Raw genomic sequence first — 16,043 nt, forward strand, 5'->3', positions numbered from 1 at the left:
TCATCCAGTTATTTTAACAGTATTTTTCTTAATAGTGACTATAGTACAAGTATTTAAAACGACATTTCGTGTCGTTCATATGGTTTACTCCAGTCGCTTATATCCTCGTGCTGAACCACGAGGTTTTACGCTCCAGTGGATAAAAAAAAGCTCAACCATATAGGGATGGTTGAGCATAAAAAGGATGTGTATAAAAGCACATCCAGAGGGTTTAAAAATCTTGCTGCAAATGATATTTCACTGATTATTGAATACAGTGGATCATTTTCAGTACGTGAATTATGGAGTAATTTAGTCGACTATACAAATAGATTTTTCCTATTAATCCAAGACAAATATTCAATGAAAGATTCATCTTTTTTTCTTAACAATTTAAATTATCTTACTATTTTTACAATTATTTTAGAAAAATTAAAAAAACTGTCATAATTCATAACACTCAATACTGTATAAATTTTGAATAAAAGGCATTTTAAATACATCTTTATGTGATCAAAAAAACACCAATTAAACTCAACTTTTTGCTTGAATGTGTACGCGTGCTTTCATTTGTGCCAACACAATACCCGTTAAAATAATCAATCCACCGATACTGTGATAACTCCCCCACACTTCTGCCAACCAAAAATATGCAATGATAGCCGTGAAAACAGGCATCAAATTCATAAAAATACTGGTGCGATTTGGCCCTAAATATTGAACGGCCAACATCCATACCAAAGGTGCAATAATTGAAGGAAATATACCTGCATACAGCACACTTAAACCATTTTGGCTATTTAAATGATCCAAGCCGAACCACAAAATAAATGGCAGATGGTAAAGTAAGGCGAATATAATTTGCACATAAAGACTCAGCATGAGCGGCAATTTTAAATTCCATTTCTTTAAAAACACCCCATAAAAGGCGTAAAAAAATACCGCCAAAACCATGAGCATATCGCCCGCATGTCCTGTCAGCTGACTGAGTTGACGCAAATCTCCTTGTGCAATCACATACAACAAACCCGAAAATGAAATAATGCAGCCCAAAACCGCAAATCGTGTCGGAATGTCTTTTAAGATCAGCAATGAAACCAAAACCGTAAACATGGGAATAAACGCATTAATAATGCCCATATTGGTTGCAGTGGTGTAATTGGCTGCGGTATAGCTTAGACCTTGATACAGCACCAAACCAAAAGCACTAAGCACTGCCAACTGTTTCAAATGTGGACGAATCAACTCACGCTGCTGCCAAACTTTGGGCAATATCCACGGGGTTAAAATCAGAAAAGCAATCAACCAGCGATAAAAACTGATACTGACGGGTGAAATATACTCCGCCACATACCTCGTTACTGCAATATTTAAAGACCAAATCAATACCGCAATCAATGGCAATAAAATTGCCCAAAATACGCCTTTATCTGACCGTATCATGTATTCATCATCCTTGTTGTACCAAACAGCATACCTGCTGTGAAACCCTTTTCTATAACTGACTTGTGATGCAAAGTGCTAAAAACCCAGTGTCTATTTATGGCACTTTTCGCTCGATTTATCCATCAATAAAATAAAATGCAGATACGAATTACATTTTTCTGCGCAATATCACGGCTATGCGGGATTCCATCAGTGTCGTAAATTTCTTTGCTATAAAACTTGCTGTACCCAAAAATTACAGTTACAACAGTAGCGGTAAAATACAGATTCTAGGAAGCAACTATGCGCACTTCAGTTTATGACATTGCAGTAAAAACCAATCAGGGTACGGAAACCACATTAAATCAATATGCAGGAAAAGTGTTGTTGATCGTGAACGTGGCATCAAAATGTGGCTTAACCCCGCAATACGAAGGCTTACAGCAACTCTACGCAGCAAAACAGGCACAAGGCTTAGAAATTTTAGCCTTTCCATCGAATGATTTCTTGGCACAAGAACCGGGCAGCGATACAGAAATTCAGGAATTTTGCTCACTGAATTATCAGGTGAGTTTTCCATTGTTTGCTAAAATTCCAGTCGTGGGTGCAGAAAAACATCCTCTCTACACGGCTTTAACGCAAGCAATTCCTGAACGTATTGGTGAAGGCCCATGGTGGAAAGATTTGGTTGATTACGGCTTAACCCCAAATGAACCACCTGAAGTATTATGGAACTTTGAAAAGTTTTTGGTGAATAAACAAGGTAAAGTGGTGGCGCGTTTTGCCCCAGATTTAACCGCAGATGACCCGCGCATTGTAGAAGCGATTGAGGCTGAATTGGCTAAATAATTTTTTATTCAGCAAGTTAAAGAGTTCTTTCATAAATTCTCTTTAAATCAATAATTCAGCTCCCTCATCCTCTTGCGGAATATATTCCTCATCCTGAGCCATATATGGCGCAAGAGAAGGGACTATCAATATCAATTCGACATCAATTCGACGCATTACTTATGATCATTTTTCTTTTATGAAAGAAGTGTAATTCATAGGAGTTTCTTTAAAACTCCTATTTTTTTTGATTTAGACAAAAAAATTAAGATTTGTTATTGCTTTGCAACAATCTGTTTTTTATTCATATTTTCGTTTTATATTCATTCTCAATGAGTACCAAAAATCACATGAATATGAAAAATGTATCTTCGAAGACACTACTTCCGTTTGCACTATTGAGTTCTGCCTTGCTACTCAGCGCCTGTGATCAAATGAACACGCCGCAAACGCAAACAACTAATCAAGATGATTCCAGCGCATCATCCAACAGCAATACAAACCCAACCAACGCTCCATTAAGCAGTGGCAATATGTTCTATATTGTGCGCGATGTGGCTGATCTACAGCTCAAAGCAGGTCAATATGTCGAACAACTGAATCAAACCAAGTCTGAATTGCAAACCGCTGTAGATGCGCAAGATCCACAACAATTACAAATTGCAGCGACTCAATTACAACAGCAGTTACAAGGCTTCAATCAAACACTAAGCAGCCTAGACTTAAAAACACAGGAAATTGATACCATCCGTCAAAACTTATTGGCTGCCAATCAGCAAGTTTTGGCTTCACCATTTTTAAATGGACAAGTCGATTTAAGCAAAGTGGACTTTAAGAAACTGGAACAGCAAATGGGGAGTATTCAAGCTGAAATGCTAAAACTGGCGGGGATGATTTTACAAGGTGAGTCAAATCAGCCTACTGAAACTACCAATACAGCATCTTAAGCAAAGATAAGGCTTCAATTCCAAACAGCATAAAAAAAGCCACTCTTTCGAGTGGCTTTTTTCAATCTTAAACCGACAATTAAAGTGCGCGGTTTTTGATTTTGCGGATGGTTTCCAACTGTGCAGCAGTTTCTGCCAAAGCAGCCAAAGCAGCAGCAGAGTCCAAATCGCTCTTTTGATTTGCCAACAATTGTTCAGCGTGTTTACGCGCTTCAATAATTGCCGCTTCATCTAAGTTTTCTGCACGAACTGCAGTATCTGCAAGAATCGTAACAACATGCGGTTGAACTTCTAGAACGCCACCAGATACATAGATTAATTCTTCTGTACCATTTTCCAGCAGAACGCGGATTGCACCCGGCTGAAGCAAAGTTACCAGTGGTGCGTGACCCGGCATAATACCGAGTTCACCGCCAGCACCTTTTGCAATTAGCATAGTCACAGTGCCCGAGTACAAAGACTCTTTTACACTTACAACATCACATTGCATAGTCGCCATGAGAATCTCCTAAATTAGAGCTGCTAATTAAAGTTTCTCGGCTTTAGCAATCACTTCGTCAATACCACCAACCATATAGAACGCTTGTTCTGGGATATGATCGTATTCACCAGCTAGAAGACCTTTAAAGCCACGAATTGTATCTTTAAGCGGTACAAGTTTACCAGGCGCGCCAGTAAATACTTCAGCTACGTGGAACGGTTGAGAGAAGAAACGTTGGATCTTACGTGCACGGTATACAGTAAGTTTGTCTTCTTCTGACAATTCGTCCATACCAAGAATTGCGATAATGTCTTTCAATTCTTTATAACGTTGAAGAACGTTTTGAACTGAACGAGCAATTTCGTAATGCTCAGTACCAACAACTAATGGATCTAACTGACGTGAAGTTGAGTCTAGTGGATCGATCGCAGGGTAAATACCTTGAGATGCAATATCACGGCTCAATACTACAGTTGCGTCTAAGTGCGCGAACGTTGTAGCAGGTGATGGGTCAGTCAAGTCATCGGCAGGTACGTATACAGCTTGAATAGATGTAATCGAACCAGACTTAGTTGAAGTAATACGTTCTTGAAGAACACCCATCTCTTCTGCAAGTGTAGGCTGATAACCTACTGCAGATGGCATACGACCTAGAAGTGCTGATACTTCAGTACCTGCTAGTGTATAACGGTAGATGTTGTCTACGAACAATAATACGTCACGACCTTTACCGTTCTCATCTTTTTGATCACGGAAGTACTCAGCCATAGTCAAACCAGTTAACGCTACGCGTAAACGGTTACCAGGCGGCTCGTTCATCTGACCGTAGACCATTGCTACTTTGTCAAGAACGTTAGAGTCTTTCATTTCGTGATAGAAGTCGTTACCTTCACGAGTACGCTCACCAACACCAGCGAATACAGATAAACCTGAGTGCGCTTTAGCGATGTTGTTGATCAACTCCATCATATTTACGGTTTTACCAACACCCGCACCACCGAACAGACCAACTTTACCACCTTTCGCGAACGGGCAAAGTAAGTCAATGACTTTAATACCAGTTTCTAAAAGGTCAGTAGAAGCCGCTTGTTCTGCATAAGAAGGCGCTTGACGGTGAATTGGTAAACGCTCTTCAGTTGCAACTGGACCAGCTTCGTCGATAGGGCGACCAAGAACGTCCATGATACGACCAAGTGTCGCTGTACCTACTGGTACAGAGATTGGCGCGTTAGTGTTAGTTACGTTCAAACCACGCTTAAGGCCTTCAGTAGAACCCATTGCAATAGTACGAACTACGCCATCACCAAGTTGTTGCTGAACTTCTAATGTAGTTTCAGTACCGTCAACTTGGAGAGCGTCATAGATCTTAGGAACGCTGTTGCGTTCAAACTCGACGTCGATAACCGCGCCGATGATCTGAATGATACGACCGCCACTCATTGCTGTCTCCTCAATTCAAACTAATAATGTTAAACGGCAGCGGCACCACCAACGATTTCAGAAATTTCCTGAGTAATCGCGGCTTGACGCAGCTTGTTATAAATAAGTTGTAGGCTCTTGATCAGTTCACCTGCGTTATCTGTTGCAGCTTTCATTGCAACCATACGCGCAGACTGTTCACATGCGATGTTTTCAATCACACCTTGATAAACCATAGACTCGATGTAACGAACCAATAAACCATTTAACAGCTCTTCAGCTTCTGGTTCATAGATATAATCCCAACCGTATTGACGGTTAAGAGTCTTGTTTTCTTCAGCAGATGCTAAAGGAACAAGTTGTTCGATTTTCTGATCTTGAGTCATGGCATTGACAAAGCCGTTTGACACGAGGTAAATGCGATCTAACTCGCCTTTATCGTACGCATCTAACATCACTTGCACAGAGCCAGATAACTGTTCAAGACTTGGCGCGTCACCTACGTTTGTAGTTGCACCAAGCACTTTACCGCCGTAGTTTTTAAAAAACGAAACCGCTTTTTGACCAATTAAAGCAAACTGAACTTCAATTGACTGCTCTTGTTGTTGCTGTACATGCTTTACAACTTTCTTGAACAAGTTAATGTTCAAGCCACCTGCCAAACCACGATCTGAAGACACGATGATATAACCAACGCGTTTTACAGGGCGTTCAATCATATAACGGTGTTTGTATTCAGGGTTCGCCTGTACCAAATGAGCAATTACACGGTGCATATTTTCGGCATACGGACGGCCTTGAGCCATGCGCTCTTGCGCACGACGCATCTTAGAAGCAGCAACCATTTGCATCGCGCGAGTAATCTTTTGCGTGCTCTTGATACTAGCAACTTTGGCGCGAATTTCTTTTAAATTTGCCATACGCTTAACCTAGTATTCGAAAGCCCTTTCAGGCTTCCGAAGGTTGATTCCGTGAACCAAACCCCTAACTAGCCAATGCTAAATTAGTAAGTTTGAGTCGCTTTAAAGCTTTCAATACCTGCTTTGATTGCAGCTTCGATGTCTTTGTTGAAATCACCAGTTTCATCGATTTGTTGCATTAACGCAGCATTTTCTGAACGGAAGTAAGAAATTAACGCAGCATCAAAGTCTACGATTTTCTTCACTTCTACGTCAGCCATGTAGCCTTCGTTAGATGCATAAACTGAAACAGCTTGGTCAGCAATTGAGTATGGCGCATATTGTTTCTGCTTCATTAACTCAGTTACACGTTGACCATGTTCAAGTTGCTTACGAGTTGCTTCATCAAGGTCAGAAGCGAACTGAGCAAATGCTGCCAATTCACGGTATTGCGCCAAAGCGGTACGGATACCACCAGACAATTTTTTGATGATCTTAGTTTGAGCAGAACCACCAACACGCGATACAGAAATACCCGCGTTCACAGCAGGACGGATACCTGCGTTGAATAATGATGTTTCTAAGAAGATCTGACCATCAGTAATCGAAATTACGTTGGTTGGAACGAATGCAGATACGTCACCTGCTTGAGTTTCAATAATCGGCAATGCAGTTAAAGAACCAGTTTGACCTTTAACTTCACCGTTAGTGAATTTCTCAACGTAGTCAGCAGATACACGAGAAGCACGTTCAAGTAGACGCGAGTGTAGATAGAACACGTCACCCGGATAAGCTTCACGACCTGGTGGACGACGTAAAAGCAATGAAATTTGACGATACGCAACAGCTTGTTTAGACAAGTCATCATAAATGATAAGCGCGTCTTCACCACGGTCACGGAAGTATTCACCCATTGTACAGCCAGAGTATGGAGCAAGATACAACATTGCTGCTGGATCTGCCGCTGCTGCTGCGACAACAGTTGTATACGCCATAGCGCCAGTTTCTTCTAGCTTGCGCACAACGTTAGCGATAGTCGATTGTTTTTGACCAATTGCTACGTACACACACTTAATGCCAGAGTTTTTCTGAGCGATGATCGCATCGATCGCCATTGCTGTTTTACCAGTTTGACGGTCACCAATGATCAACTCACGTTGACCACGGCCTACAGGGATCATTGTATCTACTGATTTATAACCAGTTTGTACAGGTTGATCCACTGATTGACGCCAAATTACGCCTGGTGCTACTTTTTCAACAGCATCAGTTAATTTTGCATCAATAGGGCCTTTACCATCAATTGGGTTACCCAAAGCATCTACTACACGGCCTAAAAGTTCTGGACCAACCGGAACTTCTAATACACGACCTGTGCAACGAGCTTTTTGACCTTCTTGAAGGCTTAAGTAGTTACCTAAAACAACGACGCCCACTGAATCCTGTTCTAGGTTCAGTGCCATACCAAATAAGCCGCCGTCGAATTCGATCATTTCACCGTACATTGCATCAGCAAGGCCGTGAATGCGCACAATACCGTCGGATACCATAACAATGGTACCTTCGTTTTTAGCGGTCGCGCTGGTGTCCAGATCGCCGATACGCTGTTTAATGAGCGCACTGATCTCGGATGGATTCAGTTGTTGCATTGCGCTATACCTCAATCTTTTATTAGTTCAGTCTTCGCAATTAAGCTAAAAGACGTGTCCGCATTTTTTCAAGCTTGTTAAGCGCAGAATCATCTATCACTTGGTCGCCTGCACGAATAACTACACCCGCAATTAACGCTGGGTTCACTTCTACAGAAACATTTACTGCTGCAGCGAAACGTTTTTCTAACGCTTGAGCAAGAATTTGTTCTTGTACAGAAGTCAATGGGAATGCTGATTCAATCACAACATCCACAGTATTGTTATTCTGTGATTTGAGCTGTTCGTATTCTGCTTGAATTTCAGGAAGCAAAGCCAAACGGTTATTTTCAGCAAGCAATGTCAAAAAGTTTGACACTGCTGCAGTTTGGTCTTCACCTAAAACTTTGGCAAAAATACTCACCTGCTCAGCAGGCGTAAGCTCAGGGCGATTTAAGTAAGCTGAAAATGCTTCGTCTTGCACCGCAGCACTGAGCAAGTTAAGTGCTGTTGACCAATTGTCAGTTGCACCTTGCTCAGAAGCGTAAGCAAATGCTGCTTTAGCGTATGGGCGTGCCAACGTCAAGAGTTCAGCCATAATCTGCCTCTCTTAAAGTTTAGCAGCCAGCTGAGTCAGCATGGCATTGTGAGCTTCTGCGTCAACTTGCTGGCTAAGAATTTTCTCAGCACCAGTTACTGCAAGTGCAGCCACTTGTTGACGTAATTCTTCGCGAGCAGAATTGATTTCTGTATCAACAGCTTCTTTCGCTTGTTGACGGATACGCTCACCTTCAGCAGATGCTTGGGTACGCGCTTCTTCTACCAATTGTGCTGCACGACGATTCGCTTGTTCGATCAATTGAGCCGCTTGTGCTTTAGCTGCATCTAATTCAGCTTTTACTTGAGCTTGCGCATCGGCAAGGTCAGCTTTGGCTTTTTCAGCTGCATTTAAGCCGTCAGCAATACGACGCTGACGCTCACTAATCGCATTGATTAGTGGTGGCCATACAAACTTCATGCAGAATGCGACGAAAATCGCAAATGCAATCGCTTGGCCAAACAATGTGAGGTTGATATTCATTGCAAATTCCTCAAATAGTGAATTTCGGAATTAAGCTGATTAACCTACAAATGGATTAGCGAAGATGAAGAACAAGCCAATACCAACACCGATCATAGGCACAGCATCAAGAAGACCCGCGATTAAGAACATACGAGTTTGAAGTTGTGGAGCCAATTCTGGTTGACGAGCAACAGCTTCAAGGAAGCGACCGCCTAAAAGACCAAAACCAATCGCAGTACCTAAAGCACCGAAAGCGATCAAGATAGCAGATGCAATTGCAACTAGACCTAAAGTGAGTTCCATGATAATTCCTCAGAGGTTAGGTTTTATACCAAATTAAGTTAAAAAATTGTGTGCCCAACCGCCCGATGACAGTTAGGCCATACCATTAATGCTTTTCGCTTGCCATGCTCATGTACACGATAGTCAACATCATGAAAATGAATGCTTGTAGCGTAATAATCAAAATGTGGAAAATCGCCCAAGGCACAGACAATGCCCACTGGATCCAGAACGGTAATAACGCGATAAGAATGAAGATTAACTCACCCGCATACATGTTACCGAACAGTCGTAGAGCCAATGAAACTGGTCGCGCCAAGAAAGTAGTCAATTCCAACAATAAGTTGAATGGAATTAAAAGCACTTTAGCAACTGGATTACTTGGGTTGAATGGGTTAAGTGCTAACTCACCAACGAAGCCACCAATCCCTTTTTCACGAATACTATAGAAAATAATTAAGAAGAATACAGAAATAGACATACCTAAGGTAATGTTTGGATCTGTAGTCGGAACAATTTTAAAGTAAACCTGATGAGGATCTACACCCAGCATAGAAGCAATCGCCTGTTGAGCTACATAAGGAATAAAGTCAACAGGGATTAAGTCCATCAAGTTCATGAGGAAAATCCACACGAAAATGGTTAATGCTAAGGGTGCAATTAATCGAGACTTCCCATGGAAGGTATCACGTACACTTGAATCCACAAACTCGATAATCACTTCAATTACTGACTGGAATTTACCAGGCACGCCTGAATTTGCAGCTTTCGCAACAATCCAGAACAATAAACAGAAGATCAGACCAAGTCCGATAGACCAACCCATTGAATCCAAGTGAATAGCAGTGAACCCCATCTGTTGAGCTTCTTCAGCAGACTCAGCCAACTTCCATGAACCGTCTGGCATTTTGCCATAGGTCATATTGGTCAAGTGATGCTTGATATACTCGGTCGAAGTAAGGGCATGTTCTTCAGCAGCCATAAATCACACCTGGTCAATGTAAAAAAACTAATAGAACAAACGAACATCGCGTGCTGCTTGATATCTCGCCTGTTCCTGAAAAACTTTTCAATTTTTGCTGCGTTTAGACTCGTTTTTGTAATCGTGACACCCAAAATGGCGCAACCCACGACATGCTTTGAACGAGCATAAAACCACAAAACAATGCCACCGGGGATAACGGCTGTACATTGCTTAAAATTAAAATGAATCCTACGATCACGATTGCAAACTTACCGAGCATTCCTCTATACATGTTCGAAAGAACCTGTCTGGACGCTCGTGCACCTGCTGCTCGAAACGACTGCCATGAAAAATAACAACTTGCCAACCAACAAACACTAGCACCAAGTGCAGCGCTTAAGGCAGCCGTTGAGTCTTTCAAGACCCACGCTATCAGGGCTGAAACTGGAATCATGAATGCTTGTAAGAAGACCAAAGCTTTAGCTAATCGTCGGTCAATCAAGCGACTAGTTCGGCTCATTTTTTTATCCACTCACAGCATTAATGCTTGACAAGTTCAACTGATGATCGTTTTTTATCGCAGGCATTATAGAGTTAGCCCCCTGAACATGCAATCGTTTCCCGACCTTAGTCGTGTTTTTTTGCATGTTTGTCTCGGAATTGTCATATTTCAATTTTGCTTAAAAAACGCATCATTTTCGTGCATTTAATACACAAGCCTTGGTTTGCTTGGCTAATTGCTGCCACGCTTGCACAAAATCATCTGCACCGCGCATGCTTTCATCGACCTTTTGAAACACAATTGGATTCAATTTCATATACTGATTTTTACTGGCATGTCCTTCTGCAAGTAGGCACATTTTTGGATTTGGTCGGTGATCGTTCAAATATTTAATTTGTGCGACTGTTGGCGCAATATGCGGATCATTGGTCATCGACCCAGAAAATTCTAAATTTAAGGCACGTTCTAAATATTGATAGGCATCGTGATAAGCCCAATATGGCTGTACTGCAGTTTGAGTCCGAAACTGACTTGCACTTTTGAATAAACTCTGTGCGAAGGCACGTGCGTTGTTCCAATAAGCATCGCGATGTTCAGGCATTTGCTGAGAACGTAACGCGGCAATAAAGAAGCCGATACGCACCGCATTGTTTGGGTCTAGCCAGACATGGCTGTCTACTGTATTTTTTAATGCTGCACCACGTTCTGAACGCTGCGGCAAAGTTTTCATAATGCCCGTATCTAATAAAGCAATCGCTTTAGGATTTTGATGTAATACACGTTCTAGCGGTGCTTCATGCGCCTTACCTAGCCAAATAATTAAACCCGCATCTTGGATGATTTTACGATGTGCAGGCGTGAGCGATACATCATGCCCTGTTTGACCTGCCAGTAATAAAGTGGGTGTTTCGATATTTTGCGTGACTTTTTGGGCAATCAAATAGATAGGATGCGTAGACACCACCAAAGCCTGCGCCATGCTGACAGTACTGCATAACGCTAAGAAACAGAAACTAAATAAACGAAACATTGCGGCATATCACGAAAAATCGATAAATGTTATAATATAACAAATTTATAAAAATACCTACGTATAATCGAAACTGATAACGCTTCATGCTAAGATTTACTGTCGTTTTTCTTTTAAAGTTCAACTGGGGTGGCTATGAGCTTATGTTCGCACGAGCATCACAATGCATTACATGGCGTTCACGACCATCACAATGTCGATCAACGTCTTGCCGAAGCTGAAAGTTTATGTGTGGCAACAGGTGCTCGTTTAACACCGCTACGTAAAGAAGTGTTGGAACTCATTCTCAAGGCATCTGCACCAATGGGTGCTTATGATTTATTGGCGAAAATTAAAAGTGAGTCTGATCGTCCTGCAGCACCGCCAACGGTGTACCGTACTTTGGATTTTTTACTGGAAAAAGGACTAATTCACCGTTTGACTTCAATCAATGCCTATATTCCTTGCTGTCATCCACGTGAAGGACACCAAGCGGCTTTTTTGATCTGTACTGAATGTAAAGTCGTTAAAGAAGCTTCAGCGCAAGGTTTATTAGAGCAATTAGATCAGTTGGCAGCCTCTGACCGCTTTAGCCCGCATCACAGCATTATTGAGATTTCTGGAAAATGTCAGCAGTGCAACAGCAAATAACCACTGCACCGCTCATCGCCTTGCACAATATTCAGGTGCGAATAGATGAGCGCGATATTTTAAAAAATGTCGATTTTGAATTGCATGCACATGAAATTGTCACGCTAATTGGCCCCAATGGCGCAGGAAAATCGACTCTAATTAAAGTCTTGCTTGGCATTGTCAAACCAAATGCAGGCAAGCTCGTAAATGCTCGCAAATTGACCTTTTCTTATGTGCCGCAAAAGTTTAATCCTTCACACAGCTTGCCTTTAAGAGTGAAAGATTTACTGGCTTTAGAAAAATGCCCAGACGCAATTAAAGCAGAAATTATCCGCGATACTGGCATTGCCAAACTGCAAGATTCAAAAGTACAACAACTGTCTGGTGGTGAGCGGCAACGGGTGCTATTGGCACGCGCCTTATTACGTCAACCTGATGTTTTAGTACTGGATGAGCCGATGCAAGGACTAGATATTCAGTCCGAAGCTGAACTGTATGACTATGTGCGCAACTTACCGAGCAAATATGGCTGTGCGGTATTGATGGTGTCGCATGATTTGCAATGGGTCATGCAAGGCACGCATCGTGTGGTATGTTTAAATAAACACATTTGCTGTAGCGGCTTGCCCGAAAATGTACAGCAACATCCTGAATACCAAGCTATTTTTGGAACCAATCGGGTGTTTTATCAACATCACCATGAACACTGCGCACATGGTGATCATGCCGAGCCTTGTCAGCATGATTCACGTCCTCATATTCACCCTGAACCGGAAGCTTAACCCATGATGGATTGGCTACAATTGCTGTTACCTGCATGGATCATGGGCAGTTTATTGGTATTTTTGACCGCCCCACTTGGCTGTTTAATGCTGTGGCGACGTATGTCCTTTTTTGCCGATACGATGGCGCATGGCACCTTATTGGGTGTGGCGATTGCAGGCGCGTTGAGTTTACCTCTGTGGATGGGTGTGACCTTCTTGGCATTATTATTGGTGGGTGTTTTATGGATTTTACATGATCCACGGTTGCCGAATGATGCATTATTGGCGCTCTGCTCTGCGACCTTGCTCTGTTCAGGTTTGCTCTTTATTCAGCATATTCCAAGTTTGCGTCCTGAGTTGCTGAGCTATTTATTTGGCGATTTACTCACCATTTCATGGGCAGATTTACCCGTATTTGCTTTGGTCATTATTGCAGCCTTAGCGGTACTCTATAAGTTTTGGCAGGCACAAATTCAAATTGCAATTGACCCTGACATTGCAGTCAGTGAAGGTGTGAATGCACAATGGCAACGTCTGATTTTTATGTTGTTATTGGCATTATTTACAGTATTGGCTTTACGTGCAGTCGGCTCTTTATTGATGGGCGCATTGTTGGTGATTCCCGCTTTAACCGCACGTTTATTGGCTCACTCGCCTAAACAAATGGTGATTTGGGCATTTATTGTGGCGCAAATTGCAGTCAGCGTAGGTTTATGGTCAAGTGCGGGCTTAAATATTTCGACAGGTTTAAGTATTGTGATGACTATGGCGATCATTTTTGCGGTGATTTTTAGCGTACAAAAAGTCAGAACGATGGCTTAGTTTTTCGTTCATGAGTATCTATATTTTTTTATTGCAGCAATGAGCATTACGACCAAAAGTGGCAGCATGTACACTATCCACAGTGCCATATCACTGTGAATCACTTGCTGTAAAAGACTCAGTTGCTGCTGAGCTTCTGAAACAGCATTCCAATCTATTGTTTGTAGATAAAACATTGCATGAATGGCAATCAACAACACAGCTGTGATATTAATCAACACCACACTTTGCCACACCGTATGTTTAAAATAAGTTTGCAAGGCGGCAAATACAAAAGAAAAAATCAAATTGATACTCAAATGTGCCATCAAAGCAATTGGCCAAAACACGCTATCTACTGAAAAGTGAATCGCTAATCCAATTGCAATTAAAGTTGAAAAACTTAAAAGCAACATGCTGATCCACCAATGTTGCCAATAACGTGCTCGCGGAATACATTTTATTTTCAACGTATGTCTCAATCTATTTTTATAATTACAGCGTACACTTTTGTGTAATTGAAGACATTACTGATGCACCAAACTCAACAAAAACGCAGCACCTGCAAACAATGCAGCAAAAGTACGATTCATAAATTTTTGCTGCTTCGGTGATCTTAACAAACGCAAAACTTTTGCAGCCAAGCCCGTATAGCCCGCCATCACAATCAAATCAATACTAATCATGGTCAGTGCCATAATTGCATATTGCGTCCATTGCGGTTTAGATAAATCTAAAAATTGCGGTAAAACTGCCAATAAAAACACAATTGCTTTGGGATTGCTCATATTAACCAGAAAGCCGTACATCACCAATTTTCCAGCAGATTTGCGCGTCAACTCATGCTGAATTTCAATCGACTGTGCAGGCGCTGCCCATTGCAAATACGCCAGATACAACAAATACGCCACACCAAACCATTTCACAATCAGAAATGCCCAAGGCGTTGTCGCAAATAATACCCCTGCCCCTGCGGCTACAATCGCAATTTGCAATAATAAAGCCAGTTGTAGACCAATCGCATTCCAATAACCATGTCGAAAACCATAATTCAAACCACTCGACATCGAGGCAATCGCACCCGCGCCAGGTGAAACACTAATCACCCAACAGGCCAACATAAACGCAATCCAAACTTGATAAGACATATATCGCCGCTTTTCACAAGACAGTGCATTATATGATATTTCACTTAATCTCATGGCTAAAAACGTTGAATAAAATCGGGTTCAGGCTATTAAGCCTGCATGCAATCAGGCACAATAAAGTCAACTTTATAGAAAACAACAAATTTTCAGGAGCTATACATGACTGCCCAATCTGTAATTTTGCCACTACCTTCAGATCATGCTCGCTTTCTTGTACTTCGTTTAAAAGACTTAAGCATTGCTGAATTAAAAGAAAAATTGGCTGACTTGTTTAGTACACGGGATCGTTTGATTACCCAACATCCACATGCCCAAATTAAAACTGGCGTTGCTTTTGGCCCTGAACTTTGGGCACAGCTCTATCAGCAATCTCCAGAGGGTTTTAAACAATTACAACCAATTCAAGGTGCGTACCCAATGCCTGTCGTGCCTGCAGATGTGATCATTCACCTCGCCAGTACACGTGCGGATATTTGCTTTGCACTCAGTCAGGCATTCTTTGAGGGGATTCAAGACAAAATTGAGGTCTTGGATGAACGGGTCTGTTTCCGTTATTTTGATGGACGCGACATGACGGGCTTTATTGATGGTACCGAAAATCCACAATTTCCAGATGATCGTGCCGAAGTTGCACTTTTAGGCGAAGATGCAGGCGTGTTTGCCGATGGTTCTTTTATTTTTGCACAGCGCTATTGTCACGATTTAGAAAAATGGAAAAAGCTCAAAGTCGATGCCCAAGAACACGTGATTGGACGCACCAAACTTGAATCGATTGAATTAGACGAAGATGTACAACCTGAAAATTCGCACGTTTCACGTACAGTCGTTGAAGATGATGCAGGCGATGAAATGGAAATTTTGCGCCATTCTTTACCTTATGGTGATGGCAAAGGCGATCAGGGTTTATTCTTTATTGCCTATACCAAAGATTTGAGCATTATTGATGCCATGTTAGAACGTATGTTTGGTACTTCAGGTGATGGCATCCACGATCGTTTATTGCATTTCGTCACCGCCTTGGATGGTGCATATTACTTTGCCCCGAGTGAGGAGTTGCTAGAAGAAGTTTTGGAAGACTAATCTGCAATTAGTATGAAGTCGTAAAATATCAGCGACTTCATACTGATTTATCGTTTCTTTTGGACTGCACTATAAAATTGCCTGTCTACGCAAGAATAATCTTCATCAAGTCACAACGGATTTGGTAACACGTTTTGATGTGATTGCGATTGAAGATTTGAATGTTAAAGGCATGTTGAGGAATCGTAAAC

General features: G+C 41.7%; 20 protein-coding genes. 7 read left to right on the forward strand and 13 right to left on the reverse strand.

Annotated features, from left to right (window positions below; all coding sequences use genetic code 11):
• Positions 1-135 precede the first annotated feature (135 nt).
• Positions 136-429 (forward strand): hypothetical protein, encoded by a 294-nt coding sequence (locus ACEO2X_RS11185; RefSeq protein ID WP_371972043.1) that lies wholly within the window; start codon positions 136-138, stop codon positions 427-429.
• 84 nt (positions 430-513) lie between these two features.
• On the opposite strand, the gene ACEO2X_RS11190 is transcribed toward ACEO2X_RS11185, so the two are convergent.
• On the reverse strand, positions 514-1,422 hold the full coding sequence (locus ACEO2X_RS11190) for a DMT family transporter (RefSeq protein WP_096902732.1): 909 nt from the start codon (positions 1,420-1,422) through the stop codon (positions 514-516).
• A gap of 285 nt (positions 1,423-1,707) precedes the next feature.
• Between ACEO2X_RS11190 and ACEO2X_RS11195 the strand changes: the two genes are divergently transcribed.
• Complete coding sequence (locus ACEO2X_RS11195; protein ID WP_136144379.1) at positions 1,708-2,253, forward strand: glutathione peroxidase; 546 nt, start codon at positions 1,708-1,710, stop codon at positions 2,251-2,253.
• Between the two features lie 335 nt (positions 2,254-2,588).
• On the forward strand, positions 2,589-3,179 hold the full coding sequence (locus tag ACEO2X_RS11200) for a hypothetical protein (protein ID WP_136144381.1): 591 nt from the start codon (positions 2,589-2,591) through the stop codon (positions 3,177-3,179).
• 79 nt (positions 3,180-3,258) lie between these two features.
• Here ACEO2X_RS11200 and ACEO2X_RS11205 read toward each other — a convergent pair whose 3' ends face one another.
• The 10 genes from ACEO2X_RS11205 to ACEO2X_RS11250 form a co-directional block, all read right to left on the reverse strand.
• Positions 3,259-3,678, reverse strand: a complete 420-nt coding sequence (locus ACEO2X_RS11205; RefSeq protein WP_004970132.1) for a F0F1 ATP synthase subunit epsilon — start codon at positions 3,676-3,678, stop codon at positions 3,259-3,261.
• 27 nt (positions 3,679-3,705) lie between these two features.
• A complete protein-coding gene (gene atpD, locus ACEO2X_RS11210; protein WP_004970134.1) occupies positions 3,706-5,100 on the reverse strand; it encodes a F0F1 ATP synthase subunit beta in 1,395 nt (464 codons plus the stop codon).
• A 29-nt stretch (positions 5,101-5,129) separates the two neighbouring features.
• A complete protein-coding gene (gene atpG / locus ACEO2X_RS11215) occupies positions 5,130-5,999 on the reverse strand; it encodes a F0F1 ATP synthase subunit gamma (RefSeq protein ID WP_004970136.1) in 870 nt (289 codons plus the stop codon).
• 83 nt (positions 6,000-6,082) lie between these two features.
• Positions 6,083-7,627 carry a F0F1 ATP synthase subunit alpha gene (gene atpA, locus ACEO2X_RS11220; RefSeq protein WP_104852884.1) on the reverse strand — a complete coding sequence of 515 codons (1,545 nt, stop codon included), beginning with the start codon at positions 7,625-7,627 and terminating at the stop codon, positions 6,083-6,085.
• 40 nt (positions 7,628-7,667) lie between these two features.
• Positions 7,668-8,204 (reverse strand): F0F1 ATP synthase subunit delta, encoded by a 537-nt coding sequence (locus tag ACEO2X_RS11225; protein WP_004970141.1) that lies wholly within the window; start codon positions 8,202-8,204, stop codon positions 7,668-7,670.
• Positions 8,205-8,216: 12 nt separating this feature from the next.
• Entirely contained in the window at positions 8,217-8,687 is a 471-nt protein-coding gene (locus ACEO2X_RS11230; protein WP_004970142.1) for a F0F1 ATP synthase subunit B, read from the reverse strand.
• 39 nt (positions 8,688-8,726) lie between these two features.
• Entirely contained in the window at positions 8,727-8,972 is a 246-nt protein-coding gene (gene atpE, locus ACEO2X_RS11235) for a F0F1 ATP synthase subunit C (protein WP_000424060.1), read from the reverse strand.
• A gap of 85 nt (positions 8,973-9,057) precedes the next feature.
• Complete coding sequence (gene atpB / locus ACEO2X_RS11240) at positions 9,058-9,933, reverse strand: F0F1 ATP synthase subunit A (RefSeq protein ID WP_371972044.1); 876 nt, start codon at positions 9,931-9,933, stop codon at positions 9,058-9,060.
• Positions 9,934-10,036: 103 nt separating this feature from the next.
• Positions 10,037-10,435 (reverse strand): ATP synthase subunit I, encoded by a 399-nt coding sequence (locus ACEO2X_RS11245; RefSeq protein ID WP_004970147.1) that lies wholly within the window; start codon positions 10,433-10,435, stop codon positions 10,037-10,039.
• 172 nt (positions 10,436-10,607) lie between these two features.
• On the reverse strand, positions 10,608-11,447 hold the full coding sequence (locus ACEO2X_RS11250; RefSeq protein WP_371972045.1) for a metal ABC transporter solute-binding protein, Zn/Mn family: 840 nt from the start codon (positions 11,445-11,447) through the stop codon (positions 10,608-10,610).
• 135 nt (positions 11,448-11,582) lie between these two features.
• Between ACEO2X_RS11250 and ACEO2X_RS11255 the strand changes: the two genes are divergently transcribed.
• From ACEO2X_RS11255 to znuB, 3 genes are read left to right on the forward strand one after another with little or no spacing between them, the layout of a single operon-like run.
• Positions 11,583-12,077 (forward strand): transcriptional repressor, encoded by a 495-nt coding sequence (locus ACEO2X_RS11255; protein ID WP_303363294.1) that lies wholly within the window; start codon positions 11,583-11,585, stop codon positions 12,075-12,077.
• Complete coding sequence (gene znuC / locus ACEO2X_RS11260; protein ID WP_004970152.1) at positions 12,053-12,841, forward strand: zinc ABC transporter ATP-binding protein ZnuC; 789 nt, start codon at positions 12,053-12,055, stop codon at positions 12,839-12,841. Before ACEO2X_RS11255 ends, znuC begins: the two co-directional genes overlap by 25 nt.
• A gap of 3 nt (positions 12,842-12,844) precedes the next feature.
• Positions 12,845-13,645 (forward strand): zinc ABC transporter permease subunit ZnuB, encoded by an 801-nt coding sequence (znuB, locus tag ACEO2X_RS11265; protein WP_136144783.1) that lies wholly within the window; start codon positions 12,845-12,847, stop codon positions 13,643-13,645.
• Positions 13,646-13,653: 8 nt separating this feature from the next.
• Here znuB and ACEO2X_RS11270 read toward each other — a convergent pair whose 3' ends face one another.
• Both ACEO2X_RS11270 and ACEO2X_RS11275 read right to left on the reverse strand, forming a co-directional pair.
• Positions 13,654-14,040 carry a hypothetical protein gene (locus ACEO2X_RS11270; RefSeq protein WP_371972046.1) on the reverse strand — a complete coding sequence of 129 codons (387 nt, stop codon included), beginning with the start codon at positions 14,038-14,040 and terminating at the stop codon, positions 13,654-13,656.
• Between the two features lie 111 nt (positions 14,041-14,151).
• Positions 14,152-14,772 carry a LysE family transporter gene (locus tag ACEO2X_RS11275; RefSeq protein ID WP_026438405.1) on the reverse strand — a complete coding sequence of 207 codons (621 nt, stop codon included), beginning with the start codon at positions 14,770-14,772 and terminating at the stop codon, positions 14,152-14,154.
• 159 nt (positions 14,773-14,931) lie between these two features.
• On the opposite strand from ACEO2X_RS11275, the gene ACEO2X_RS11280 reads away from it, so the two are divergent.
• A complete protein-coding gene (locus ACEO2X_RS11280; protein ID WP_371972047.1) occupies positions 14,932-15,852 on the forward strand; it encodes a Dyp-type peroxidase in 921 nt (306 codons plus the stop codon).
• Positions 15,853-16,043: the final 191 nt, after the last annotated feature.

Origin of the sequence: Acinetobacter sp. AL9 (genome assembly GCF_041464035.1) — a bacterium.
Taxonomy (GTDB): domain Bacteria; phylum Pseudomonadota; class Gammaproteobacteria; order Pseudomonadales; family Moraxellaceae; genus Acinetobacter; species Acinetobacter towneri.